This is a genomic window from Hymenobacter metallilatus (genome assembly GCF_003944705.1).
GTDB classification, from domain to species: domain Bacteria; phylum Bacteroidota; class Bacteroidia; order Cytophagales; family Hymenobacteraceae; genus Hymenobacter; species Hymenobacter metallilatus.
Map to the genome: position 1 here is coordinate 256,382 of NZ_RWIS01000006.1, position 23,357 is coordinate 279,738.

The 23,357-nt window shown below is 61.9% G+C and carries 20 protein-coding genes; 13 read left to right on the forward strand and 7 right to left on the reverse strand.

Going from position 1 to position 23,357, the window contains the following annotated elements:
* Positions 1–82: 82 nt before the first annotated feature.
* The 4 genes from EI290_RS11220 to EI290_RS11235 all read left to right on the forward strand — a co-directional run bounded on the left by EI290_RS11220 (position 83) and on the right by EI290_RS11235 (position 5,205).
* On the forward strand, positions 83–1,147 hold the full coding sequence (locus EI290_RS11220) for a glycoside hydrolase family 43 protein (protein ID WP_125429913.1): 1,065 nt from the start codon (positions 83–85) through the stop codon (positions 1,145–1,147).
* Positions 1,148–1,183: 36 nt separating this feature from the next.
* The gene (locus EI290_RS11225; protein ID WP_246008926.1) at positions 1,184–2,815 is read left to right on the forward strand and encodes a family 43 glycosylhydrolase; all 1,632 of its coding nucleotides are present in this window, start codon (positions 1,184–1,186) and stop codon (positions 2,813–2,815) included.
* A 120-nt stretch (positions 2,816–2,935) separates the two neighbouring features.
* Entirely contained in the window at positions 2,936–4,159 is a 1,224-nt protein-coding gene (locus EI290_RS11230; RefSeq protein ID WP_185816956.1) for an aldose epimerase family protein, read from the forward strand.
* 401 nt (positions 4,160–4,560) lie between these two features.
* Positions 4,561–5,205 carry a cysteine hydrolase family protein gene (locus EI290_RS11235; protein WP_125429916.1) on the forward strand — a complete coding sequence of 215 codons (645 nt, stop codon included), beginning with the start codon at positions 4,561–4,563 and terminating at the stop codon, positions 5,203–5,205.
* Positions 5,206–5,385: 180 nt separating this feature from the next.
* On the opposite strand, the gene EI290_RS11240 is transcribed toward EI290_RS11235, so the two are convergent.
* The 4 genes from EI290_RS11240 to EI290_RS11255 all read right to left on the reverse strand — a co-directional run bounded on the left by EI290_RS11240 (position 5,386) and on the right by EI290_RS11255 (position 12,711).
* A complete protein-coding gene (locus tag EI290_RS11240; RefSeq protein ID WP_125429919.1) occupies positions 5,386–7,848 on the reverse strand; it encodes a TonB-dependent receptor in 2,463 nt (820 codons plus the stop codon).
* A gap of 190 nt (positions 7,849–8,038) precedes the next feature.
* A complete protein-coding gene (locus EI290_RS11245; protein WP_125429921.1) occupies positions 8,039–8,473 on the reverse strand; it encodes a MarR family winged helix-turn-helix transcriptional regulator in 435 nt (144 codons plus the stop codon).
* A 255-nt stretch (positions 8,474–8,728) separates the two neighbouring features.
* Positions 8,729–11,179 (reverse strand): outer membrane beta-barrel protein, encoded by a 2,451-nt coding sequence (locus EI290_RS11250; RefSeq protein WP_125429924.1) that lies wholly within the window; start codon positions 11,177–11,179, stop codon positions 8,729–8,731.
* 275 nt (positions 11,180–11,454) lie between these two features.
* Positions 11,455–12,711, reverse strand: a complete 1,257-nt coding sequence (locus tag EI290_RS11255; RefSeq protein ID WP_125429927.1) for a pyridoxal phosphate-dependent aminotransferase — start codon at positions 12,709–12,711, stop codon at positions 11,455–11,457.
* Positions 12,712–12,833: 122 nt separating this feature from the next.
* Between EI290_RS11255 and tsaE the strand changes: the two genes are divergently transcribed.
* Positions 12,834–13,253: a tRNA (adenosine(37)-N6)-threonylcarbamoyltransferase complex ATPase subunit type 1 TsaE gene (gene tsaE / locus EI290_RS11260; RefSeq protein ID WP_125429930.1), complete on the forward strand. Its 420-nt coding sequence runs from the start codon at positions 12,834–12,836 to the stop codon at positions 13,251–13,253.
* 87 nt (positions 13,254–13,340) lie between these two features.
* Positions 13,341–14,570: an alanine dehydrogenase gene (locus tag EI290_RS11265; protein ID WP_125429933.1), complete on the forward strand. Its 1,230-nt coding sequence runs from the start codon at positions 13,341–13,343 to the stop codon at positions 14,568–14,570.
* A 255-nt stretch (positions 14,571–14,825) separates the two neighbouring features.
* Here EI290_RS11265 and EI290_RS11270 read toward each other — a convergent pair whose 3' ends face one another.
* The 3 genes from EI290_RS11270 to EI290_RS11280 form a co-directional block, all read right to left on the reverse strand.
* The gene (locus tag EI290_RS11270) at positions 14,826–15,449 is read right to left on the reverse strand and encodes a DUF6134 family protein (RefSeq protein ID WP_246008927.1); all 624 of its coding nucleotides are present in this window, start codon (positions 15,447–15,449) and stop codon (positions 14,826–14,828) included.
* Positions 15,450–15,564: 115 nt separating this feature from the next.
* Entirely contained in the window at positions 15,565–16,533 is a 969-nt protein-coding gene (gene arsM / locus EI290_RS11275; RefSeq protein WP_125429939.1) for an arsenosugar biosynthesis arsenite methyltransferase ArsM, read from the reverse strand.
* A 52-nt stretch (positions 16,534–16,585) separates the two neighbouring features.
* Positions 16,586–17,380: a DUF547 domain-containing protein gene (locus tag EI290_RS11280; RefSeq protein WP_125429942.1), complete on the reverse strand. Its 795-nt coding sequence runs from the start codon at positions 17,378–17,380 to the stop codon at positions 16,586–16,588.
* A 98-nt stretch (positions 17,381–17,478) separates the two neighbouring features.
* Here EI290_RS11280 and EI290_RS11285 point away from each other — a divergent pair, with 98 nt between their 5' ends.
* The 7 genes from EI290_RS11285 (at position 17,479) to EI290_RS11315 (ending at position 23,356) form a co-directional block, all read left to right on the forward strand.
* Positions 17,479–18,576, forward strand: a complete 1,098-nt coding sequence (locus EI290_RS11285) for a BamA/TamA family outer membrane protein (RefSeq protein ID WP_125429945.1) — start codon at positions 17,479–17,481, stop codon at positions 18,574–18,576.
* A gap of 116 nt (positions 18,577–18,692) precedes the next feature.
* Positions 18,693–19,382 carry a TIGR04283 family arsenosugar biosynthesis glycosyltransferase gene (locus tag EI290_RS11290; RefSeq protein WP_125429948.1) on the forward strand — a complete coding sequence of 230 codons (690 nt, stop codon included), beginning with the start codon at positions 18,693–18,695 and terminating at the stop codon, positions 19,380–19,382.
* Positions 19,382–20,413 (forward strand): NAD-dependent epimerase/dehydratase family protein, encoded by a 1,032-nt coding sequence (locus tag EI290_RS11295; protein ID WP_125429951.1) that lies wholly within the window; start codon positions 19,382–19,384, stop codon positions 20,411–20,413. The genes EI290_RS11290 and EI290_RS11295 overlap by 1 nt, the downstream gene beginning before the upstream one ends.
* The gene (locus EI290_RS11300; protein WP_246008928.1) at positions 20,403–21,233 is read left to right on the forward strand and encodes an SDR family oxidoreductase; all 831 of its coding nucleotides are present in this window, start codon (positions 20,403–20,405) and stop codon (positions 21,231–21,233) included. Before EI290_RS11295 ends, EI290_RS11300 begins: the two co-directional genes overlap by 11 nt.
* Positions 21,234–21,296: 63 nt before the next feature.
* On the forward strand, positions 21,297–21,629 hold the full coding sequence (locus tag EI290_RS11305; RefSeq protein WP_125429957.1) for an arsenosugar biosynthesis-associated peroxidase-like protein: 333 nt from the start codon (positions 21,297–21,299) through the stop codon (positions 21,627–21,629).
* A 120-nt stretch (positions 21,630–21,749) separates the two neighbouring features.
* Positions 21,750–22,799, forward strand: coding sequence for an arsenosugar biosynthesis radical SAM (seleno)protein ArsS (gene arsS, locus EI290_RS11310; RefSeq protein WP_125429960.1), 1,050 nt, complete (start codon positions 21,750–21,752; stop codon positions 22,797–22,799).
* A 98-nt stretch (positions 22,800–22,897) separates the two neighbouring features.
* The gene (locus EI290_RS11315) at positions 22,898–23,356 is read left to right on the forward strand and encodes a BLUF domain-containing protein (RefSeq protein ID WP_125429963.1); all 459 of its coding nucleotides are present in this window, start codon (positions 22,898–22,900) and stop codon (positions 23,354–23,356) included.
* Position 23,357: the final 1 nt, after the last annotated feature.

Genomic DNA, 23,357 nt, shown 5'->3' on the forward strand with positions numbered 1-23,357 from the left:
GCTGTCGGCAGCCTGCTCTCCCGATTCGGCCTTTACGGCGTATACTATAGTGTATTACCCAGCACGTGTTTTTCCTTTCCTCATGACCTGGTATCCTGCCCGACTAGTGCCCCTGGCGCTGCTCACGCTGACACTCTCCTGCAACAGCGGCTCCGCGCCCGCGCCGCCTACGCCTCCGCCGCCTACGCCGCCAACCTCCACCACCTTCACCAACCCGCTGCTGAGCGTAGGCCCCGACCCCTGGGTGTACCAGAAGGACGGGGTGTACTACTACATGAGCACCACCGGCAGCAACCTCGTGATTCGCAAAACGGCGAAGATGACTGACCTGGGCTCGGCGGTGAGTACGGTGGTCTGGACGCCCCAGCAGGCCGGCATCAACCAGCGCGACCTGTGGGCGCCGGAGCTGTTTTTCTTTGATGGCAAGTGGTATATCTACTACTCGGCCGACCCGCTGTGCTGCGCCGGCCACCGCGTGCACGTGCTGGAAAACGCCACCGCCGACCCTACCAGTGGCACCTGGACCTACAAAGGCCGCATTGCAAGCCCTGCCGATGATTTGTGGGCCATTGATGGCACCGTGCTGGAGCAAAACGGGAAGCGCTACCTGATTTGGTCGGGCCACCAGACGGTGGGCGCCGGCACCCAGCGCCTCTATATTTCGGAAATGAGTAACCCCTGGACGCTGATAGGGCCCCGGGTAGAACTCTCACGCCCCGAGTACAACTGGGAAACCATTGGGGAGCCGGACGTGAATGAGGGCCCGGAAATCATCAAGCGCGGCAATAAAACCTTCCTGGTGTACTCGGCCAGCCACTGCAGCACCGACGACTACGCCCTGGGGATGCTTACGGCCTCCTCCACCGCCGACCCCCTGCAGCTGTCTTCCTGGACGAAATCGGCTACGCCGGTGTTTACCAAAAATACCAGCGGGCAGGCGTTCGGGCCGGGGCACAACGGCTTCTTCAAATCCAAGGATGGTACTGAAGACTGGATGATTTACCACGCCAACCCGCTCTCGGGCCAGGGCTGCGGCGACAACCGTAGCCCCCGTATCCAGAAAATCAACTGGAAGGCCGATGACACCCCTGATTTTGGTGCTCCCGTGGCGCTGGGCACTGCTTTGCCTAAGCCCGCCGGCGAGTAAGCCCGGGTCATCTTCTACTTTACCGCCCTACCTACCTTGTACCTCAATTCTCTGCGTACTTCCGTTTGGCAACTTAGCGGCCCGGTGCTGCTGAGCCTGGGGTTGCTGGCGGCCTGCCAGCGCCCAGCCACCACTACCTCCGCCCGTCCCGCTGCGGCAGGCAGTAGCAATGGCCCGGCTGCGGCCCTGGCACCGGCTGTTATTGCCAACCCCGTGCTGCCCGGCGACTTCCCCGACCCCTCCGTGGTGAAAGTGGGCGACACCTATTGGGCCACGGCCACCAGCTCCAACTGGGGTCCTACGTTTCCACTGCTCAAGTCCAGGGACCTGATGAAGTGGGAGTTGGTAGGCCACGTATTTCCGGGGGAGCGGCCGGCCTGGGCCGACTACTACTTCTGGGCCCCCGAAATCAGCGAGGAAGGCGGCAAAATATATGTGTACTACACGGCCCACAAGCGCGGGGGCAACCTGGCCGTGGGCGTAGCCAGCGCCAACCGCCCCGAAGGCCCCTACACCGACCATGGCCCCCTGGTGGGTCAGCCCGATGGCTCCATCGACGGGTTTCCCATGCGCGACGAAAACGGCCAGCTCTACCTGATCTGGAAGGAGGACGGCAACAGCGTACAGCAGCCCACGCCCATCTGGGCCCAGCGTATCAATGAGGCCCGCTCGGCGCTGGTAGGGGAGAAGCAGGAGCTGTTCCGCAACGACCCCGCCACCTGGGAAGGCAACCTGGTAGAGGGTGTTTCAATAGTGCGCCGTGAGGGGTATTTCTACGCCTTTTATGCCGCCAACGGCTGCTGCGGCCCCGGCTGCACTTACGCTACCGGCGTGGCCCGGGCCAAAAACCTGCTGGGCCCCTGGGAGAAGTACGCCAAAAACCCCATTCTTCTTAACAACGACGCCTGGAAATGCCCCGGCCACGGCACGGCCGTGCAATACCAGGACCGTTGGTTTATGCTCCACCACGCCTATGCAGCCAACAGTCAGCAGTTTGTGGGCCGCCAGGGCGTGCTGACCGAGTTTACCTGGGCGGCCACCGGCTGGCCCGAGTTCCGGGGCGGCAGTACGGCCGTAGCGCCCACACCTGTGCCGGCCCAGCGCTTCACCGATGAGTACACCAGTCAAACGCTGGCTCCTTCCTGGCAGTGGCCCGTGGAGCAGCGTCCCAGCTTTACCCTGCGTGGCGGCCAGCTCCACCTCACCGCCCGCCCCGACCACGCCGGGGCTGCCCTGGGTCAGTCGACCACGGCACCGGCTTACACGGCTACTACCACCCTGCTTAACCCCGCCGCCCTGCCTGCCGCCAGCCGCGCCGGCCTGGCCGCCCACGGCGACCCGGACAATACCCTGGCCCTGGTGGCCGGTGGGGGCAAAGTGCAATTGCTGCAAACCGAAAAGGGCCAGACCAAAACCCTGGCCGAGGCCACGCTGCCCGCCGCCAAAACCCTGCAGCTGCGCCTGCAGGCCCGCCAGGGCAGCCAGTTCACCTTTGCCTGGAGTACCGATGGCGGGGCTATCTGGCAGCCGTTGCCCGCTGGCGGCACGGTCGTAAACGGCAGCTACCTGCCGCCCTGGGACCGGGGCATTCGGGTAGGGCCTTTGGCCCAGGGCCCGGCCTCGGCGGTAGCCGTGTTTGAAAACTTCCAGTTGGAACCTCAACAGTAAGCTGTGCTGTCAAGCGGGACGGGGCGAGGAAGCCAGGTGAGCCGTTAAAAGCTGTACACAGCTTCCTTTCTTTACTCAGTAGGATAACCACTAACCAACAACTACCAACCAACAACCAAGATGACTTCATCCTCCCGCGCGAGCCTGGTAGCCAGCGGGCTGGCCGGCCTGCTGCTAACGGCTGCCTGCCAGCCCGCTGGCAAGCCCACTACCGCCGAAACCAGCACTACGCCCGCCGCCGCTTCCGACTCTACTCAGGCTACTTCCGCAACCATGCCTACTTCCAGCGTTTTCGGCAAACTTGCCGATGGTACTGAGGTGCCGCTTTATACTCTTACCAACGCCCACGGCCTTAAGGCCACCATTACCCCCTATGGCGGCACGCTCACCAGCCTGCTGGTGCCCGATAAAGCGGGCAAGCTGGGCGACGTGGTGTTGGGCTTTGATGAGCTGGCCGGCTACCTGGCTCCGGTGTACAAGCAGGAGGGACCCTACTTTGGGGCTCTGATTGGGCGCTACGGCAACCGCATTGCCCGGGGCAAATTCACCCTCGACGGCCAGCCGTACTCCATCCCCGCCAACAACGCCCCCAACACCCTGCACGGTGGTAAAGAGGGCTTCGACAAAAAGCTGTGGACGGCGGAGCCCGGCACCTCGGCCGCTGGGCAGACCCTTACACTCACTTACCTCAGCAAGGATGGGGAGGAAGGCTACCCGGGCACGCTGACAGTAAAAGTGGTGTACACGCTGACTCAGGATGATGCCCTGCGCCTCGACTACACCGCCACCACCGACAAACCCACGGTGCTTAACCTCACGAACCACAGCTACTTCAACCTGAATGCGGCCTCCGGCAAGGGTATTCTGGACCATGAGCTGACCCTGAACGCCGACCGGTTTACGCCCGTGGATAATACCTTGATTCCGACTGGGGTGCTGCAGCAGGTGCAGGGCACGCCCATGGATTTCCGCCAGCCCCACCGCATCGGGGAGCGAATCAAGCAGGTGCCCGGCGCGGCCCCCGGCGGCTACGACCACAACTGGGTATTAGCGGATAAGCAGCGCAGTCGCCCGGAAAAGGCCGCTACCGTGTATGAGCCCACCACCGGCCGCGTGATGGACGTGTACACCGACCAGCCCGGGGTGCAGTTTTACTCCTCCAACTTCCTGAAAGGCAATCTGCAAGGCAAGGGCGGCATCACCTACAACCAGTACGCCGGGTTCTGCCTGGAAACCCAGCACTTCCCCGACTCGCCCAACCGGCCCAACTTTCCCAGCACCACGCTCAGGCCCGGCGAAACCTTCCGCTCTACCACTGAATACCGCTTCAGCACCCGCCAGTAAGCTTCTGGCTGCTGAAACACCTGACCCGGGGTCAGCTCACATAGTGGCATCCTGGCTGAGTGCTGTTGAAGTTGTGTGGCAAACGAGTACTGCTGAGCTCGGGGTGTGTCCACCTGCGTGTTCGGGGTAGACCCGCGCTGGCTTGGTTCGTGGGGGAATTCTGCTGCTGATTCCGGTCCGTCGTGCCAGGCGCGGGTAACTGGAAGTATACTACCAGTAACAACACAAGGGCCGCTTCGGTAAGCGGCCCTTGTGTTGTTACTGGTGGCTAGGGCTGAAGTATGCTGCACCTGCTCATGGCAAAATAATACAAGCATAACAGTATATAAATCAAGAAGCTATTGCACAAAAGGTAGCCAATCTGTACCTTGATTACCCCGCAATTCAAACCCTCTGCCGCTATGAAGCCAAGCTCTACTGCCGTACTATTGATCGAGTTTCAGAATGATTTTACTACGTCGGGCGGCTCCCTGCACGATGCGGTAAAAACCGTCATGAAGTCAACAGACATGCTGGCTAACACCGAGGAGCTGACCCGGCAGGCCCGCAACGCCGGCGCCCTCATTGTGCATGTGCCCATCAGCTTCACCGAAAACTACCGGGAGCTGCACCCCCGGCCCTACGGTATCCTCAAAGGCGTCGTCGACAGTAACTCCTTCCGCCAGGGCTCCTGGGGCGCCGATATTGTGGATGTGCTCAAGCCCCAGCCCGACGATATCATCATCGAGGGCAAGCGGGGCCTGGACGGCTTCCTGAGCACCAATCTGGATTTTATTCTGCGGCAGCGCGGCATTACCCACCTGGCCCTGGCCGGTTTCCTCACCAACTGCTGCGTGGAGTCCACCATGCGCACGGCCTATGAGTACGGCTACCAAGTGTACACCCTCACCGACTGTACTGCTACGGTGAGCGAGGAGGAGCAGCGCATGGCCTGCGAGAAGAACTTTCCTATGTTTTCCCGCCCCCTCCCGCACCGGGAGTTTCTGGAGCAGCTCTCCGCCCTGGAGCAATCCACAGCCGTGGAAGAGGGCCGCAGCTACTATTAGAACGTGTTTGGGAATTTACGAAGAACGTCATGCTGAGCGAAGTTGAAGCATCTCTACCTCTTCATCCGGGCGTTTTTCAACGAAGCGGTAGAGATGCTTCGACTTCGCAGACGCCAAATCAAGCATGACGTTCTTCGTAAATTCCCAATCACGCTCTTAGGAATGATAGTTTATAGCCAGCTACTGGCCGCCGGCGCGACGCTTCTCGTCCTCGGCGCCGCCGCCCCGGCGTTTAGCCGGGGCCAGCTTGTCGTTGCCGAAGCGGTAGGTAAAGGTCAGCGTACCCTGGCGGGAATCCTGGCGCTGGTAGAACCGCTCCACGTAGGTATCATACTCCGACACGGCATGAATGGGGCTGGTGAAGAAAATATCAGCCATGCTCAGCTTGAGAGTAGCTTTGCGGTTCCAGAAGGTTTTCTGCACCCCGGCATTTACCTCCCCGTTAGGCCGCACTTTCAGAAACCCGTAAATGTCGCGGGCCTGGTAGTCGGCGTTCAGCTCAGCGCTCCAGCCTTTGCCCAGCGTAAAGGTGTGGTTGGTGGTGAGGGTGAAGGAGCCCTGGCCCCGGTTCAGGTCGGTGCCGGCCAGGCTGCCCTCAAAGCGGCTGTAGTAGAACACGGCGTTGTTGTACATCGTCCACCACTTGGCCACTTCCACCGGCACCGTCAGGGTGAGGGCGTAGTAGTGCTGGCGGCTCAGGTTCTGGGTGGTCGATACCACCGTGCTGTCCGTTTCGGGCTGCACCACGCTGATGAGGGGCAGGTTGGTGAGGCTGTAGCTCAGGCCCAGGTTGTACTTCTGCCGGAAAGTGTGCGTCAGTTCCAGGTTGTAGCTGGTTTGGGGGCGCAGGTTGGGGTTGCCGGCCCCGGAGGTGGTTTTGTCGATAATCACCCGGAACGGGTTCAGCTGCCCATACGAAGGCCGGTCAATGCGGCGGCTCAGCGAGAGGCTGGTTTCGTGCTTGTCCGAAAACACCCGTTTCAGGGCCGCACTCGGGAACAGCTGGAAATAGTGTCGGCTGAAATCGGGCAACTGGCCCGGCTGCGCCACATCCTGCCGGCCCTCGGCGTTGGTTTGCTCCCCGCGCAGGCCGGCTTGCAGCGTGAACTTGGGCTGGGTATAGTTCAGGTTGAGGTAGCCGGCGTTAATGTTCTCATCGTAGCGGAAACGGTTGGAGCGGTTGCGGTCCAGCGCTCCGTCCGTGAAAAACTGCACGTCGTTATCCGCCGATACCAAGCTGGTTTTGGCCCCCGCATCCAGCCGCAGCTGCTTGCTCAGAAACTGGGTATAGTCCACCTTCGCCGACTGAATGGTGAGCGTGCCCTGCTGGTCGCCGGTAATCACTTCGCCCACCTGCTCGGCCCCGTTGAAGCGGGTTTCCAGGCGCTGGTCCCGGCTGGTGCGGTAGCGGGCGTAGTCGGCATCGGCGGTGAGCTCCCGGGTACCCATAGTATCCCGGAAAGTGTGCCGGAAGCTGAGGTTGCCGGCCGCGTTGGGCGTGCGCCCCAGGCGGTAGTTAGCGGAGTTGTACTGCTGGGTCTGGTTGCGCAGCAAGTCGTTGATGGTGGTACTGTTGCGGCCCCGCTGCTCGTTGCGGTTGGCCAGTCCGGTTAGCGCCCCGCCCAGCACCGTGCGCTCCGTGAGGTTGTAATCGATACCCGCCTTCCAGGAGTGGGAGCGAAGCTGAAAGGGGGAGCGGTTGGCTTGGTCCGTCACCTGAATCAGCTGGCGGCCGGCGTCGGGGCTGGCACCCGGCCGGTAAAAATCCCGGTAAATGGTCAGGCGCGGCTCCCCGGCGCGGTCGGTGTAGGTATAGGAGCCGAACAGATTGTATTTCTGCTGGCGGTGGTTGAGGCTCAGGCCGGTGTTGTACTTGTTGTACTGGGTGCGGCCGTAGCTGGTATTCAGGCTGCCATTGGTGCCTATCCGCTGGTCCTTCTTCAGGTTGATGGCAATGATGCCGGCCCCGCCCTGGGCGTCGTACTTGGCCGGTGGGTTGGTAATCAGCTCAATGCTTTTGAGCTGCTCGGCCGGTAACGCCCGCAGGTAGTCGGCCAGTTCCGTACCCGTCATGGGCTGGCGCTTGCCGTCAATGAGCACCAGCAGGCCCTGTTTACCGCGCAGGGCCAGGTTGTCGTTGCCATCCACGGTCACGCCCGGGGAGCGGCGTAGTACATCCAGGGAGGTGTTGCCGGCCGCCAGGGTCGAGCCCTCCACATGTACAATGGTGCGGTCGGCTTCCCGCTCAAACGTGGGGCGCTGGCCCGTAATGGTTACTTCCCGGAGGGCCGTGGCCGTGCTGGGCTGCAGCGTGATTTCCAGTGCCCGTACGGGGCTGCCGGCCACCAGGTCCAGCGGCCCGGCCCAGGCCCGCCCAAAACCCACCTGCGCCGCCGAAACCAGGTAGCGGCCCGCACTCTGTTCAAAGTGAAAGGCGCCCTTCTCGTCGCTGAACTCCGTTTTGATGGCTACGGAGTCGGTGGCGCGGTGCAGCACAACGGTAGCAAACTCCACGGGCACACCCGTCGCCGATTTCACTCGTCCATCCAGGCTTTGGGCTAGTGCTGGCGTGCTGCTCAGTAGGCTAAGTGCCAGTATGCACCGCGTGCTATGCCGGGAGCCGTTGTTGTTTGCCGTGTTCATAGATAAAAGGGAGGGAGAGAGTGGGGGATATATGTGAAATAGAAAGGCAAAGCTGCGCCAGCGTCCTCTCGAGGCCGTTTTTTTGCTTTACAGAAATGGGCGAAATCAGTATTACGAATGATTTCGTAGTAAACGTACGAATATTTTCGTATATAAAAATAGAGAAATCAATATTTACCTGATAAGTAGCTTATTCGGCAGATGAAGTGCAGTTCACGGCAATCTGGTCCAGCAGAAAACGGAGCGTGTTCAAATCATTTTCGCTCAGGCCCTGCAGGGCTTTGGCCCGGTTGCTGAGCACTACCGGCTCCACGGCTTGCAGAGTATGAAGGCCCTGCTCCGTAACGCGTAGCTGGGTGCGGCGGCCGTCGTGAGGGAGGGGCTCGGCCCGGAGCAGCCCCCGCTCCAGCAGCAGCCGGATTATGCGGGCCACGGAAGCCTGATCCTTGAAAACCCGCTCCGCAATATCGGTTTGGGTTAAGTCGTCGATTTCCTGAATCACGCACAGCACCAGCCACTGGTCGATGGTAATAGCAATGCCCGCGCGGTCAATGTTGGTCTGGGCCATGCGGCGGTACTGCCGGATGGCTTTGTCCAGGGAGTAGAAGAGGATAGAAGAAAGCATGGTCAATGATATATCATATAGATGTATGATATATCATGATAGTTGCCTAAGTGCCCAGTTTTATTTTCAAAGGGGCTCCTTCCAGCGGGTTCGTAACCGGCAACCGTGCCAGCGGCGCTCAGCGGCCGGCACGGTTGCCGCGTGCCAGCGCCGGAACATCAACAGTCAGTGACAACCGACCCGGCGGCGGCTTGCCCCCGGACCGGATATGCCGCTACGCCATTGATACGTCTGCTACGCAGCGCGCGACTTTGCTTACTGCACACCGGCGGCCCTGCGCTTTTCCTCATCGGCACTGCCGGCGCGTTTGCGGGCCGCGGCCACCTTATCGTTGCCGAAGCGGTAACTGATGGCTAGCGTAACCACCCGCGAGTCCTGGGCCAGGCGGAAGGTTTCGGTGAGCGGCTGGTAGCGGGAGGTTACGCGCAGGGGAGTGGTATAAAGCATATCCGTAGCATTCAGCTTCAGCGTAGCTCGCCCCACTGATTTCTGCACGCCCAGGCTCAGCTGCCCGAAGGAGCGCACCAGCTGGTAGCCGTAGCGTTCCAGAGAGTTGTAGCTGCCATTCAGCTCGGCGCTCCAGCCCTTGGGCAGGCTAAATGAATTGCTCAGGCTCAGGATGGCGCCGGGCTGGCTGGCCGGCAACTCGGAGCCTCCCACCGTGCCCCGGAACCGGATATAAAACACTTCGGCGTTGGCGTAGAGCTTCCACCATTTGGCCGCTTCCAGGGGCGAGGAAACCGTGAAACCCCAGTAATCCTGGGCGGTGAGGTTCACATCGGTGGCGGCCAGCAGGCCCTGGGCGTCCAGCAGGTACACGCTGAGAATGGGGCGGCGGGTGTGGGTATAGCGCAGGGACGTACTGGTTTTGTGCCGGAACGTGTGCGTCAGCTCCGCCTGGCTGCTGATCTGGGGCCAAAGGGCGGGGTTGCCCACGCGGTAGGAGGTAGGGTCCACGTAGGAGCGGAAGGGGTTGAGCTGGTTGTAGGTGGGGCGGTCGAGGCGGCGACTCAGCGAGAGGGCCACCTCGTGGGCTTCGCTGAGGGAGCGCCGCAGGGTAAGGTTGGGAAAGAGCTGGAAGTAGTTGCGGCTGAATTGCTCTGCCCCCATTGCCTGGCGGCCGTAGGTGCTGGTTTGCTCAGCCCGCAACCCGGCCGTAACCTGCAAAGCAGGCCGGTTGCGGCTCAGACTCAGGTACCCGGCCCGAATGTCTTCCTCGTACCGAAACTGATTGGTCAGGCCGGTATCAACCTGCCGGCCGCCCCCATTCAGCTCCCGCTCAAACAGCACGTCGTTGTCAGAAGTGACCCGGCTCACCTTCAGTCCGGCTTCCAGGCGCAGGCCGTGGCGCAGGGTCCGGAGGTAGTCGGTTTTGCCGCTGAGTAGGGTGAGCTTTCCGCTCTGGTCGCCGAGCAGGCGGCTGGCAAAAGCGCTGGGGCGCAGCACCGAGTTGGCACTCAGCTCCAGGGTGCGGGTGAGGTCGTAGCGGGCCACGTCCACATCGGCCGTCAGCTCCGGCGTACCCAGCGAATCCTTCGGGAACTGGTGGCGCAGCAGCGCGGTGGCCGTGAGGTTGGGCGTGAGCAGGTTGCGCTGGTTCTGGGCCAGCACTACATCCATGAGCTGGTACTGGGCATCATACAGCCGCGACTCGTTCAGGCCCTGGGAAGGCAGGCGGCTTTCCAGCCCGCTGAGTACCAGGCCCAGCGTGGTGCGGGTACTAACGGTAATATCGGCCCCGGTGCGCCAGGTATGCGACTGCAAGTGCCCGCGGGGCGTGTTGTACTGCTCCAGAAACCGCACCGGGCGGCCGTCCTGCAGGTAGGTGCGGCTGATGGCCAGCTCCTGAAAGGTCTGGCGGTCGGCGTAGGTGTAGGTGCCGTAGAGGTTGAGGTGTTTGCGGCGGTAGTTCAGGCTCAGGCCGCTGGTGAATTTGCCGTAGCGGCCCCGCCCATAGGCCGCATTGGCGGACCCGTTCAGACCCAGGCGCTGGTCTTTTTTGAGGTTGATGCTGATAACGCCGGCCCCGCCCTGGGCGTCATACTTAGCCGGCGGGTTGGTAATCAGCTCCACGGTGCTCACCTGTTCGGCGGGCAGGGCCCGCAGTAGCGCCGCCAGCTCCGGGCCGGTGAGGGGTTGCCGTTTCCCATCAATGAGCACCAACAAGCCCTGGCGGCCACGCAGGGTCAGGTTGTCGTTGGCATCCAGGGTTACGCCGGGGGCGCGGCCGAGCACATCGAGGGTGGTGTTGCCAGCGCTGAGTACGCTGCCCTCCACGTTCACCATGGTGCGGTCGGGGAGGCGCTCATACAGGGGCCGCTGGCCGGTCACGGTTACGCCCTTGAGCTGGGTGGCGGCTCCGGCCGCCAGCTCAAACTCCAGCGGTGCCAGCGCCTGGGTGGTTGCTGCCAGCGGCCCCTGCCAGCTGCGGCCGTACCCAAGCTGGCTGGCCGAAACCAAATAGCGGCCCTCGGCCGGAACCGGCAGCTGGAAATGGCCCGCCGCATCACTGAACTCCGTTTTGACCACGGCCGAATCGGTGGCGCGGTGCAGGGTAACGGTGGCAAACTCCAGGGGACCCGCCGCGGCACGAACGGTGCCCGAAATAGGGGCGGGGCGGCTCTGGGCCAGGGCCACTGAGGAAGCCAGCACCAGTATGGAGCAACAGGCAAAACCTGCTACTGGCCGGGTAAGATAACATAGCATGAGTACACGTTCCGGTTGGTTGTGAAAATCGGAATGTGCAATAGGAGCAGGACACGGGATGGCAGAGTACTTCCCGCATTATAGAGAGCAGATGGTACTGTTGTTCCCAGAAAGAACAAGCAGTAACCGGCGTAAGATAACAGGTTTGCGGGAGTGCGGAAGCAAAATGTTCTTTCCCGAACACGGCAGCATTGGGCCCGCATCGGTCCGAAAAAGCCGGTTGCCCGGCCGCAGCGTGCAGCCCAGCAACCGGCTTAGGGAAGCGCAGGGGCTGCCTACCGCAATGCTTCCAGGGCAGCGCGCAGGCGGGGCAGGGCCGCCTCAATCGACTCCAGGGAAGCGCCACCTACCGACATCCGGAACCAGGGGGAGGTGCCATCCGTACCGAAGGCGCTGAACGGCACCAGGGCCAGCCGGGCCTCGCTGATCAGGTAAGAAGTCAGCTCCTTGGTCGACGTCAGCACCTGCCCCGCGGGGGTGCGGCGGCCCAGTACATCCAGCTTGGCCGTGAGGTAGATGGCGCCCATCGGTACCATGGAGTCCACGGGCAGGCCAGCGGCTTTCATGGCTTGCAGGCCCTGGTGCAGGGCCTCCAGGCTGTGCTGTACTTTTTGCTTGAATGAGTCCAGGAAACCATCTACGGCACTGGTCTGGGGCAGGTACTGGGCCGTGGCCACCTGCTCGGCTTTGGGAGCCCAGGCACCCACGTGGCCCAGTATGGCCTTCATCTTGTCAATTACCGAAGCCGGCCCAAACGCATAGCCCACCCGTACGCCGGTAGCCGCCAGGCACTTGGAAATACCATCGATGTACACGGTGTAGTCGCGCAGCTCGGGGCGCAGGTTCACGGGGTCGTAGTGCTCAGTAGCGCCAAAAGTCAGCAGCCAGTAAATCTGGTCGTAGAGCAGGTAGAGCGATTTTTTCCCGGGGCCGCGGCGCTTGTTCTCGGCCAGTACCAGGTCGCAGATGGCTTCCAGGTCCTCGCGGCTGAAAACGGTACCGGTGGGATTGAGTGGGGAGCATAGGGCCAGCAGCGTCGCTCCGGCCAAGTGGGGTGCCAACTCGGTGGCCGTGGGCATAAAGTTGTTTTCAGGGCGGGTTTCCACCATCACCGCTTCGGCCGAGGAGAGGTGGCAGTAATGGTTATTGTTCCAGCTGGGTACCGGAAACACCACTTTGTCGCCGGGGTCTACCAGGGCCAGGTAGGTGGCATAAATCAGCGGGCGGGAGCCCCCGGCCACCAGGAAGTCGTTGGGGGAGTAGGAGAGGCCCAGGCGCGACTCCGTGAAGGCTGCGGCGGCCTCGCGCAAGGCAGCCATGCCGTTGGCGGGCGGGTAATTGGTATGCCCGGCCTGGTAGGCAGTGGTAATTTCCGTCTGCAGTTCCGTAGGAATGGGAAAAATAGACGGGTCAAAGTCGCCAATGGTGAGGTTGCAGATTTGCTCCCCCTTGCGAATCATGTCGTTGACTTCGTTGCCGATTTTAATGATTTCGGAGCCAATCAGGCTGCCGGCCATTCGCGAAACTTGCATGGTAGGTGTTGGTTTGGATCGGCCAAATGTAAGAGGTGAGAGGGGGAAAATGAGGGGAGTTGGCAGGAATCTATCCGGGCTGGGCCTCAGCTACATTAGCAACTCCCCGTACCTTTGCCCACATGCTGACCATCAAAATTTCTTCTCTAGACGCGCTGCCGGCTGCCGCTGAGCAGGTGCGTGCTGCTATTCAGGGGCATTCCATTGTGTGTTTTGAAGGGGAGATGGGAGCTGGAAAAACCACGTTTATCAAGGCCCTATGCCGCAGTCTGGGTGTGCAGGAGGAGGTGAGTAGCCCCACGTTTTCCCTGGTGAATGAGTACCGCACCGGGCAGGACCAGCCGGTTTACCACTTCGACTTTTACCGCCTCAACCACCCCCGCGAGGCCGAAGGAATTGGCGCTTTGGAGTACTTCGATTCTGGCTATCTTTGCCTGATAGAGTGGCCCAGCCGCATCGAAGCCCTGTTACCCCCCGACCGGCTCCTCCTCACGCTTACCGTTACCGGACCCTCCTCCCGGGAATTAAGAATTGAGAATTAAAAATTAAAAATGGTTGGTTCTGCTTTCTGCGACATTAGCCATGTGCTCAATTTTTAATTTTTAATTCATAATTTTTAATTCAAGAAAATGCCCGACGCAGTGCCCTCCGGATTCGAGCAGCTGGCCGCCAGCCGCGCCTACTTCACCCAGGAGTCCATGCTGGCCGTGGAAACCCGGAAGCGGAAGCTGTTTATCGGGCTGCCCCGGGAAACGTCGTTGCAGGAAAACCGCATCTGCCTCACGCCCGAAGCCGTAAAGCACCTGGTGGAGGCCGGCCATGAGATTCTGCTGGAAAGCGGGGCCGGGGAACCCAGCAAGTACTCCGACCATGACTACTCGGAGGCTGGGGCCACGGTAGCTTACTCCCAGAAAGAAGTATTCGAGGCCGATATCATTCTGAAGGTGGCCCCCCCCACCTACGATGAGATGGAATACCTGCGGGCCGGCCAAACGCTGATTTCGGCCTTGCAGTTCGGCTCCCTCACCGGCGAGTACATTACGGCCCTGCTGCGCAAGAAGGTGAATGCCATTAGTTTTGAGCTGATCAAGGACCCCTCGGGGGCGCGGCCGGTGGTACGGGCCATGTCGGAAATTGCCGGCTCCACCGTCATGCTGATTGCCGCCGAATACCTGGCCCGCTCCAACGAGGGCAAGGGTATTATCCTGGGCGGCATTACGGGCGTACCCCCGTCGCAGGTGGTTATCCTGGGGGCCGGCACGGTGGCCGAGTACGCCGCCCGGGCTGCCATTGGTCTCGGGGCTGAGGTAAAAGTGTTTGATAATCATCTGTATAAGCTGCGGCGCCTCAAGCAAAACTTAGGACAGCCCCAGCTCTATACCAGCACCTTCGATACCTTCGCTCTCAACCAGCAGATCCGCCGGGCCGATGTGGTAATCGGGGCCTTGAATGCCGAGGAAGGCCGCATTCCATTTATGGTATCGGAGGATGCCGTATCGACTATGGCCCCCGGCTCCGTGATTATTGACGTGAGCATCGACCAGGGCGGCTGCTTCGTAACCAGCGAAATGACCAGCCACAGCAAGCCCGTCTTTCGCAAGTACGACGTCATTCACTACTGCGTGCCCAACATAGCCTCGCGGGTGCCGCGTACGGCCACCAACGCCCTTAGCAACATCTTCACGCCCATTTTGCAGGAAATCAGCCAGCACGGCGGCATCAACGAGGTGCTGTTTACCAACGAGCATTTTCGCTCCGGTGTGTATATGTACAAAGGCTCCCTCACCAACGCCAGCATTGCCCGCAAATTCAACATGCGCTACAAAGAGCTGGCCCTGATGATTGCCGTGCGCAACTAAATCACGGATTTAGCTGGATTTTGCGGATTACACGGATTTTGGGATTCGGTTGGCAGGTCAGATCTGTCAGGTTGTGTGGAGCGTATCTATGGCTTCGCTGAGTCACTGTCCCGGTAAAATGTAGAACGTCATGCTGAGCTTGCCGAAGCATCTCTGCCGCTTCGTTGAATCAAGACGAACGAAGCGGTAGAGATGCTTCGACAAGCTCAGCACAAGGTTTTTGGTTGCAGCTGAGCCTGCCAGCCTGGCCGCCGCTCAGCTTTCCGGGGGCAGGAGGCGGATGATGAAGTTTTTGAGCGGGTTTTTTTTGATGAGGGTAACCAGCTGGCCGTTGGCGTACTGATATTCATCCTCGCGGCCGGCGCGGCCGGCGCGGCTGGCAAGCCAGCGGCTGGGGCGGCCGGGACGCAGCGCGAAGTAGTCGCCAAAGTATTCGGCAAAGGCCCGCGCCTGCCCGGCGGGCGGCTCGGCAAAGAACAGGTTGGTAACGGCGTAACGGATGGGCTGGGTTTCGGTGGCCTGATAGTCGTGCTTGTACTGGTGGGCCACTATGTCGTAATGGTCACCCTTCCACTCGGTGCGGGTGCTGAAGTTGCCCTGGTTGGTGCGCGCTTCCACCGTGGACAGTAGCAGCTGGCCGTTGCGGAAGCGGTTGACGACATGGTAGTAGATGACGAGGTGGTAGAACAGGAAGTTTACCCGCACGTCGCTCACCAGCGAGTACGTTACCTCGGGGCCTACCGGCGGCTGGCGGGTGGCCGTCATGGTGCCAACCCGCACGCCCGCCACCTCAATGGCGTAGCGCCGCACTTCCGCCGTTGGCGGCGGGCCAGCCACCATAGGCAGCGTACCGGATAATAACAAAGCCGACAGAACCATGCGGATAGGGCTGAAAGGAAGTCAGGCAATGAGCCGAACGGTTAAAATACACTAAACCCCGTCATGCTTCGGCAAGCTCAGCATGACGGGGTTTTAGCCGTTTTCATACCGCTGTCTAGCAGCAACCACCGCCGTCATAGTGGTAGGTGGAGGGCGATACGAAGATATCAGGGCGGCCCAGGGCGAGCAGGTTGGCGGCGGTTTTGTCGCACACGGCCAGGGGCTGGTTCTGCAGCAGCACGTGGCCCTTGTGGTCGTCGAAGTACTCTTCGCCGCCGTAGTAGATGGCCGTGCGGCCTGTGAAGATACAAGGGCCATCGGCGGGCATGGGGTCCTTGATGGCGCACACCTCCACGCTTTCAATGAAAATCAGCTCGTTGGTGGCGTAGTGCTGGGGCGAAAGCACCCGGTAAGCTCGCTTGGCCCGCACCTCCACCGTGCCAAAGCCGACTTCGGTAATCATATCCAGGTACTGCTGCAGCGGCAGTGAGCCGGTGAGGCAGAGGGCGCGCAGGCGCTCATCGGCCCGCAGCTCGTCGCTCATGGGCTGCTCACAGGTGGGGTCCGACATTACCAGGCGGCCGTGGGGCTTGAGCACCCGGTAGGTTTCCTGCAGGGCCCGGCGCAAATCATCCAGCTTGAAAATGTTGAACAGGCAGTTCTGGGCGGCCACGTCCACGCTTTCATCGGCTACGGGCAGGTGCAGGGCGTCGCCGGCCCGTAAATCCACGAATTCCGACTGAAACCACTCGTTCTGGCGCTCGGCTTCCTGCATGTTCTCGCGGGAGGCGTCCAGCATTTCGCTCACCACATCCACCCCAATGATGGCGCCGGGGCGGCGGCTGAAATAGGCAAACTGCAACAGCTCCATGCCCCCGCCCACGCCCACGTACAACACGGTGGGGTTGTTGGTCAGGTCGCGCGGGTTCACGGTGCTGCCGCAGCCGTAGTTCATGGCCAGCATCCGCTGCGGAATGCTTAGGCCAGGCAGCTGCCAGACGGGGTTGGTTGTGCAGCAAAGGCCCACCTGGGGCTCTTGGGCCGCCTGGCGGTATACGTCGGCGGTGGTTTCTAAATAGCTCATGCAGGCTGGGAGAGAAAAGAAGATAAAGTGGGAAGGGGGCGTAACCAGTGGGTTACTGCTTGTTCAGATTCCAGTTATAGTCGAGGTAGTCAATCCGGGTGTTGCCATCGATTTTGGTGGTGGCGTAGCGGTTCACCCACTTCACTACCGACTGCCCGTTCTGCTCCCAGTCGCCCTTGTACCAATCAAAATACTTGGAGAGCTGGGCCTGGTCCTTGGCCAGTTTGTTTTTGGCCGGATTGTTCAGGAAGTCCCGGCCCTGATCGTCGAGCTGGGCGTTGAGCTTGTCGGCGGTATAGGCTTCGTTGCGCAGGCGGGGGCAGGAAATGGAGGCGCACACCAGCGCAAAGTGAATGCGCGGGTCGTTATACTGCTTGCGCAGAATGCCGTGTTCAATGTTGTCGAGGCTCATTTTCTCGCCCCCAATGCTGAAGAACTTGGCCGCCCAGGGCGTGGTCACAAACGGAATCTTGATTTTGGAGCCGATGTCCTTGATGCTCTGTACGGGGTAGTGGTCTAGAATCAGGCGGATGGTGTAGGCGTTGTAGGCGTTGATCCAGAAGACCATCTGGTCGTTCTTGGGCCAGCTGCTGGTGGGGCGGTTCTTGCTGAGCTGAGCCAGGTACTGGTTGAACGCCGCCTCGTCGGCCTTGAAGCCTTTGTAATCGACGAGACCCTGGGCATTCACATGCTTTTTGAGCAGCTTATCGAAAGCCGCATGGTCGAGCGGAGCGGCGGCGGGACGGACGGCAGCTGCCGGGTGGGCAGGAGGGATGCCGTGGGCGGGGGAGAGGCCGGCCAGCGCCAGCGCGCCGCCGAGCAGGGGAAAGATCAGGGGTTGCTTCATTGCAGGGAATATACGGCAACTTGCCCCGGAAAAGATTGCCCCCCGGCAAACTCCGGGCCGCCGCAACTTCGTAAAGCTAGCTTCACCATCCTGCCCGTATGTTCCTTGTTCTTGTGCTGCTGGGCGGTTCCACCCTCGCCCCACCCGACACGGCGCGGCCCAAACGCCTGGCCCTCATTCCGGTGCCACTGGTGTACTACACTCCCGAAACGCGACTGGCCGTGGGCGCCGCCGCCACCGCCACCCTGCGCTTCAGCCGCGACGACGGCTTTGCCGCGGCCCGGCCCTCGCAGGCCACCCTGGCCGTGGCCTACACCCAGAACCGCCAGCTACTGCTGTACCTACCGTTTCAGCTGTTCTACAACCACAACACCTACTACGCCTACGGTGAGGCCGGCTACTACCGCTACACCTATTATTTCTACGGGCTGGGCCGGCAGGAAGTCCCGCGTGAGCTGTACAGCGTCAATTTTCCGCGGGTGCGGGTAAATGCCTTCCGGCGGGTGGGCCGCCTGCTGGGTGAGCGGGGCCAGCTGTACGCCGGCCTGCGCTACCAGTACGAGGACTACCAGGTAACGCGCGTGGCCCCGGGCGGGCTGCTGGCCGGCGGCACGGTGCCGGGTGGGCAAGGCAGCCGCCTCACGGGCGGCGGCCTGGGGCTGTTCTTCGACTCCCGCGACAACGTGTTTTATCCCCGCAAAGGCGTAGTGGCCGACGTGGGGGCCTTCCTGCGGAACCGGGCCACCGGGGCCGGGCCGGCCGGCGAAACCGCCCGCTTCAGCCGCTACGTGGCCGACGTGGCCGAGTACCACGCCCTGGGCCGCCGTGCCGTGCTGGCCCTCAACTATGCGGGCAGCCTGATAGTGGGCACGGCTCCGTTCAACGCTTTGTCACAGCTGGGCGGCTCGCGGCGGTTGCGGGGCTACTACGAAGCCCGCTACCGTGACCAGAACCTGGCTCTGGTGCAATCGGAAGTGCGCCTGGAGGTGTACAAGCGGCTGGGCGCGGTGGTGTTCGGGGGCGTGGGCGCGCTGGGCGACGAGCAGAAGCTGCTGCGGCTCCGCGACCCGAAAGCGGCCTACGGGGCCGGCCTGCGCTTCACCGCCAACCGCCGGGACCACCTCAACGTGCGCCTCGACTACGGCCTGGGTCGGCAATCCACGGGCTTTTACCTGACCGTGGGGGAAGCATTCTGACCTCCGGCCGCTTGCTTATCCGAAAACTGTGCGGAAGTTGCCGCCGCCGCCTTGCCGCTGCTCTTATTACCACCATTCTGTAGTTCGCGCCCTCTTTCCTTTCCCGTTTCTGCCCGATGATTAGCGTTATTATTCCTACCTACAATGAAGCCGACAACATAGTCCGGCTGGTAGCTGAGCTTGGCCGCTTCGCTCCGCCCGGTGCCGTGGAGGTGCTGGTGGTGGACGCCCACAGCCCCGATGGCACCGCCGCCGCCGCCCGGGCGGCCGGGGCTACTGTGCTGCTGGCCCCGCAGGCCGGCCGCGCCGCCCAAATGAACCACGGTGCCCGTCACGCCCGCGGCTCACTACTCTACTTCGTGCACGCCGATGTGAGCATCCACCCCGACTACGTGGCCACGCTGCAGGCTGCCGTGGCGCAGGGCTACCCGGCGGGCTGTTACCGGTTTCGGTTCAACTCCCGCCACCCGCTGCTGCGCCTCAACAGCTACGGTACCCGCTTCAAGGGCATCATGAGCCGGGGCGGCGACCAGACGCTGTTCATCACCCGGGCCCTGTTTGAGGAGCTGGGCGGTTTCAATGAGCAGTTTGTGATAATGGAGGACTTCGAAATCATCCAGCGCATCCGGCGGGTGGCCCGCTTTCACATTGTACCTCAGGAAGTCGTGGTATCGGCCCGCAAGTATGAAACCAACAGCTGGCTGCGGGTGCAGCTGGCCAACCTCACGGCCTTCACCCTGTTTTTTCTGCGCGTGTCGCCGCCCCGCATTGCGCGCACCTACAAGGCCCTGCTCAACTACCGCTGATGGATGCTGCTGTGCTGCCGCGCGTGCTCCTGACCGGGGCCAACGGGTTTCTGGGCCGCCACGTGCTGGCCGAGCTGCTGCGGCGTGGCTACCCGGTGCGCGCCCTGGTGCGGCCCGGTCAGGCGGTTGGGGCGGCCCCCGGACTACCGCCGCTGGCTGCGTTGCCCATCGAAATCGGGGAGGCCGACCTGAGCCGGCCGCTGGAGCCGGCAGCCTTAGCCGAGTTGGGGCGCGGGTGTGGGGCTATTGTGCACGCGGCGGCGCTGGCCCAGGTAAACCCGGCCCGCAACCCGGCCGTGTGGGCCGTCAATGAGGGCGGCACCCGGCAAGTGCTGGCCCTGGCCCGCCTTGCGGGCGGGCCCCGGCTGGTGTATGTGGGCACGGCCAACGTATTCGGCTTCGGCTCCCGCACCCACCCCGGCAACGAAACCCGGCCCTACGCCGGCCGCCGCTACGGCCTCGACTACATGGACAGCAAGCGCGCCGCCACCGACCTGGTGCAGCAGGCCGTGGCCCGCGAGCAACTGCCGGCCGTGCTGGTGCATCCCACCTTTATGCTGGGGCCCGGGGATGCCAAGCCTACCTCCAACGCCCTGGTGCTGGAGCTAAGGGCCGGCCGCCTGCCCGGCTACCCGCCCGGCGGCAAAAACTACGTGCACGTGCACGACGTGGCCGAGGCCACCGTCAGCGCCCTGACGCGGGGGCGGGTGGGGGAGTCCTACATCCTGGGCCACGAAAACCTGAGCTACCGCGAGGCCTTTGCGTTAATTGCCGAAACCGTGGGGGCGGCCCCGCCCCGCTGGCCGCTGCCGGCCGCCGCCGCCCGCCTCTACGGTGCCTTCTGCGACCTACAGGCCCGCCTTACGGGCCGCCCGGCGGCGCTCAACGCGGCCATGGCCGCCGTGGCCAACGATGGTCATTACTTCACCGCCCAGAAAGCCCGCACCGAACTGCTGCTGCCCCAGACGCCCATCCGGCAGGCCGTTACGGAGGCCTTTACCTGGTTTACCGCCCACGGCTATGTTCAGTAAGGCAACCCCGCAGCCACTGGCCGGTAAGGTGGCCCTGATAACCGGCTCCGAATCCGGTATCGGGCGCGAAACAGCCCGGGCCTTTTGCCGGCAGGGGGCGGCCGTGGTGCTTAATGGCCGCCAGCCCGAGCGGCTGGAAAGTACCCGCCAGGCCCTGGCTGCCGAGGGCTACCGGGTAGCCGCCTGCGTAGCCGACGTGACCGACTATGCCGCCTGCGAGCAGCTGGTGGCCGTGGCCATCCGGGAGTTTGGGCGGCTGGATATTCTGGTGGCCAACGCCAGCATTTCCATGCGCGCCTACTTCTTGGACATGACGCCCGCGGTGTTCCGGCAGGTACTCGATAGTAACGTGTACGGGGCCGTGTTTCCGCTGAAGGCCGCTTTGCCCCATCTCATCCGGAGCCGGGGCAGCGTCACGTTCATCTCCTCGATTTCGGCACTGAATGGGATGCCCAGCGGCTCGGCCTACTGCGCCGGTAAGGCGGCCTTGGCCAACCTGGCCCACACCCTGCGCCTGGAGCTGGCCGATACTGGCGTCCATTTCGGGGTGGTACACATTGGCTTCACCCAGAACGACCCCGAGAAGCGTGTGCTTGATGCTGCCGGCCGGCCCGTACCCATTGCCCACCGGCCGCCCCGCTGGCAGAAGTCGCAGGCCCAGGTGGCGGCTATTATTCTGGGCCACGTGCAGCGGCGGCGGCGGCGCACCGTCATTTCGGTGTTGGGTGTGCTGATTCTCGTCGTACATTCGGTACTGCCCCGGTTGGGCGACTGGGTGGTGCGCACCTCACAGCGCCGGCTCCGCAACTTCTATGAATAGCTGCCGCGCCGCAATCTGCTTCATCTCTTTTCCTCGTATTATCTTCTCATCTTTTCCCCGCACATGGAAACCTACTACAACCCCGCCGACCTCAAGAAATTCGGCAACATTGGCGAGTTTCAGAAAGAGTTTGCCGATAAGTTCTTCTCCTACTACGGGGCCGTATTTGCCGAAGGCGCCCTCACCGCCCGCGAAAAATCCCTGATTGCGCTGGCCGTTTCTCATGCCGTGCAGTGTCCGTACTGCATTGATGCCTACTCCGCCGACACGTTGGAGAAAGGCTGCACCGAATCCGAAATGATGGAAGCCGTGCACGTAGCCGCTGCCATTCGGGGCGGGGCCACGCTGGTACACGGCGTGCAGATGATGAATAAGGTAAAAGAGCTTTCTATGTAGTGGCTTCTGGTTTTTCGTTATGGGTTGTTCGTTGTTCGGGCGTGGCCGATGACGTTTCCTAAAACGGGCTGCGAGTGACGAACAACGAACAACCAATAACGAACGACAAACGACAAACCCGTGACGAAATCCCTCAAAGCCACCGGCAATCAGCTCGCCGATTCGGCTTTTCAGCTGACCGTGCTGCGCCAGGAAGTGGTGGACGTGCTGCACCTGCCGCCTTTTCATCAGAAGATGGGGGAGGCCGGGCTGTTTCCGCTGCGGCCTCTGGCCCCGGCCGTATTGCAGATCAACGTGGGCAAAATGTGCAACCAAGTGTGCAAGCATTGCCACGTGGATGCCGGCCCCGACCGCAAGGAAATTATGACCCGCGAAACGATGCAGCTCTGCCTCGATGCGCTGGCCCAGACCGATATTCCGACCGTGGACCTGACCGGCGGCGCGCCCGAAATGAACCCCGATTTCCGGTGGTTCGTGGAGGAAATCAGCAAGCTGGGGCGCAAGGTTATTGTGCGCTGCAACCTTACCATCATCGTGGCTAACAAGAAGTACCACGATTTGCCCGAGTTCTTCCGCCAGCATGGGGTAGAGGTGGTCAGCTCCCTGCCGTTCTACAGCGCCGATAAAACCGACCGTCAGCGCGGCGACGGAGTGTTTGCTGATTCCATCCGGGCCCTGCAGATGCTCAACGCCGTGGGCTACGGTCAGCCTGGCAGCGGCCTCATTCTAAACCTGGTATATAACCCGGCCGGGGCCTTTATGCCCGGGCCACAGGCGGGGCTGGAGCTGCAGTTCAAGCGCGCCCTGCAGAAGGATTTTGGCATCGTGTTCAACAGCCTGTTTGCCATTACCAACATTCCGGTGAGCCGCTTTCTGGACTACCTCATCGAATCGGGCAACTACGCGGGCTACATGGAGAAGCTGGTGAATGCCTTTAATCCTGCCGCCGCTGCCGGCGTAATGTGCCGCGACACCATTTCGGTGGGGTGGGACGGGGGCCTCTATGACTGCGACTTTAACCAGATGCTCGACCTGCACGTAGCCAGCCCCAGCAGCCACATCCGAAACTTTGATGCGGCAGCTCTGGCCCAGCGGGCGGTAGTGGTAAACCAGCATTGCTATGGCTGCACGGCCGGCGCGGGCTCCAGCTGCGGCGGTACCGTTGCCTAGCGTAAGAGTTGAGTTTGGCCCCCCCGGCGAATTCCCAGTTTAACCTTTTCGCCCGCATGAAGACAACGGATTTAAAAGGGCCGTTGTAGTTTAGCAGCATGAAGCATATTGTGTATATCAGCCGGGCTGTGCACGCGCTAACCGACTATGACCTGCAGCACCTGTTGGATCAGAGCCGGCGCGACAACGCGGAGAACGGTATTACAGGCGTACTGTTTTATAGCCACGGCAACATTGCTCAGCTGTTTGAAGGAGAGGAAGCAACGGCCGATGCCTTGTATGAGCGCATCAGCCAGGACGGCCGACATTCCCATGTGCGCAAACTGATTGACCGCTCCATTGCTGCCCGCAGCTTTTCGGAGTGGTCAATGGCATTTCATCCGTTGGCGGCCGAGAGCTTTGAAGCCCTGCAGGGATTTTTACTGCCCCACCGGGTACCGCCGGCCCCAGCCACCTTGCCCATTGCTGATGCGCTGCTGGTAGAGCTGGTACGGCTGGCGGTATTTGGTCCCGACCCGTCACAGCCATATCATCATATCGTAGCCCCCACGCTCTAGC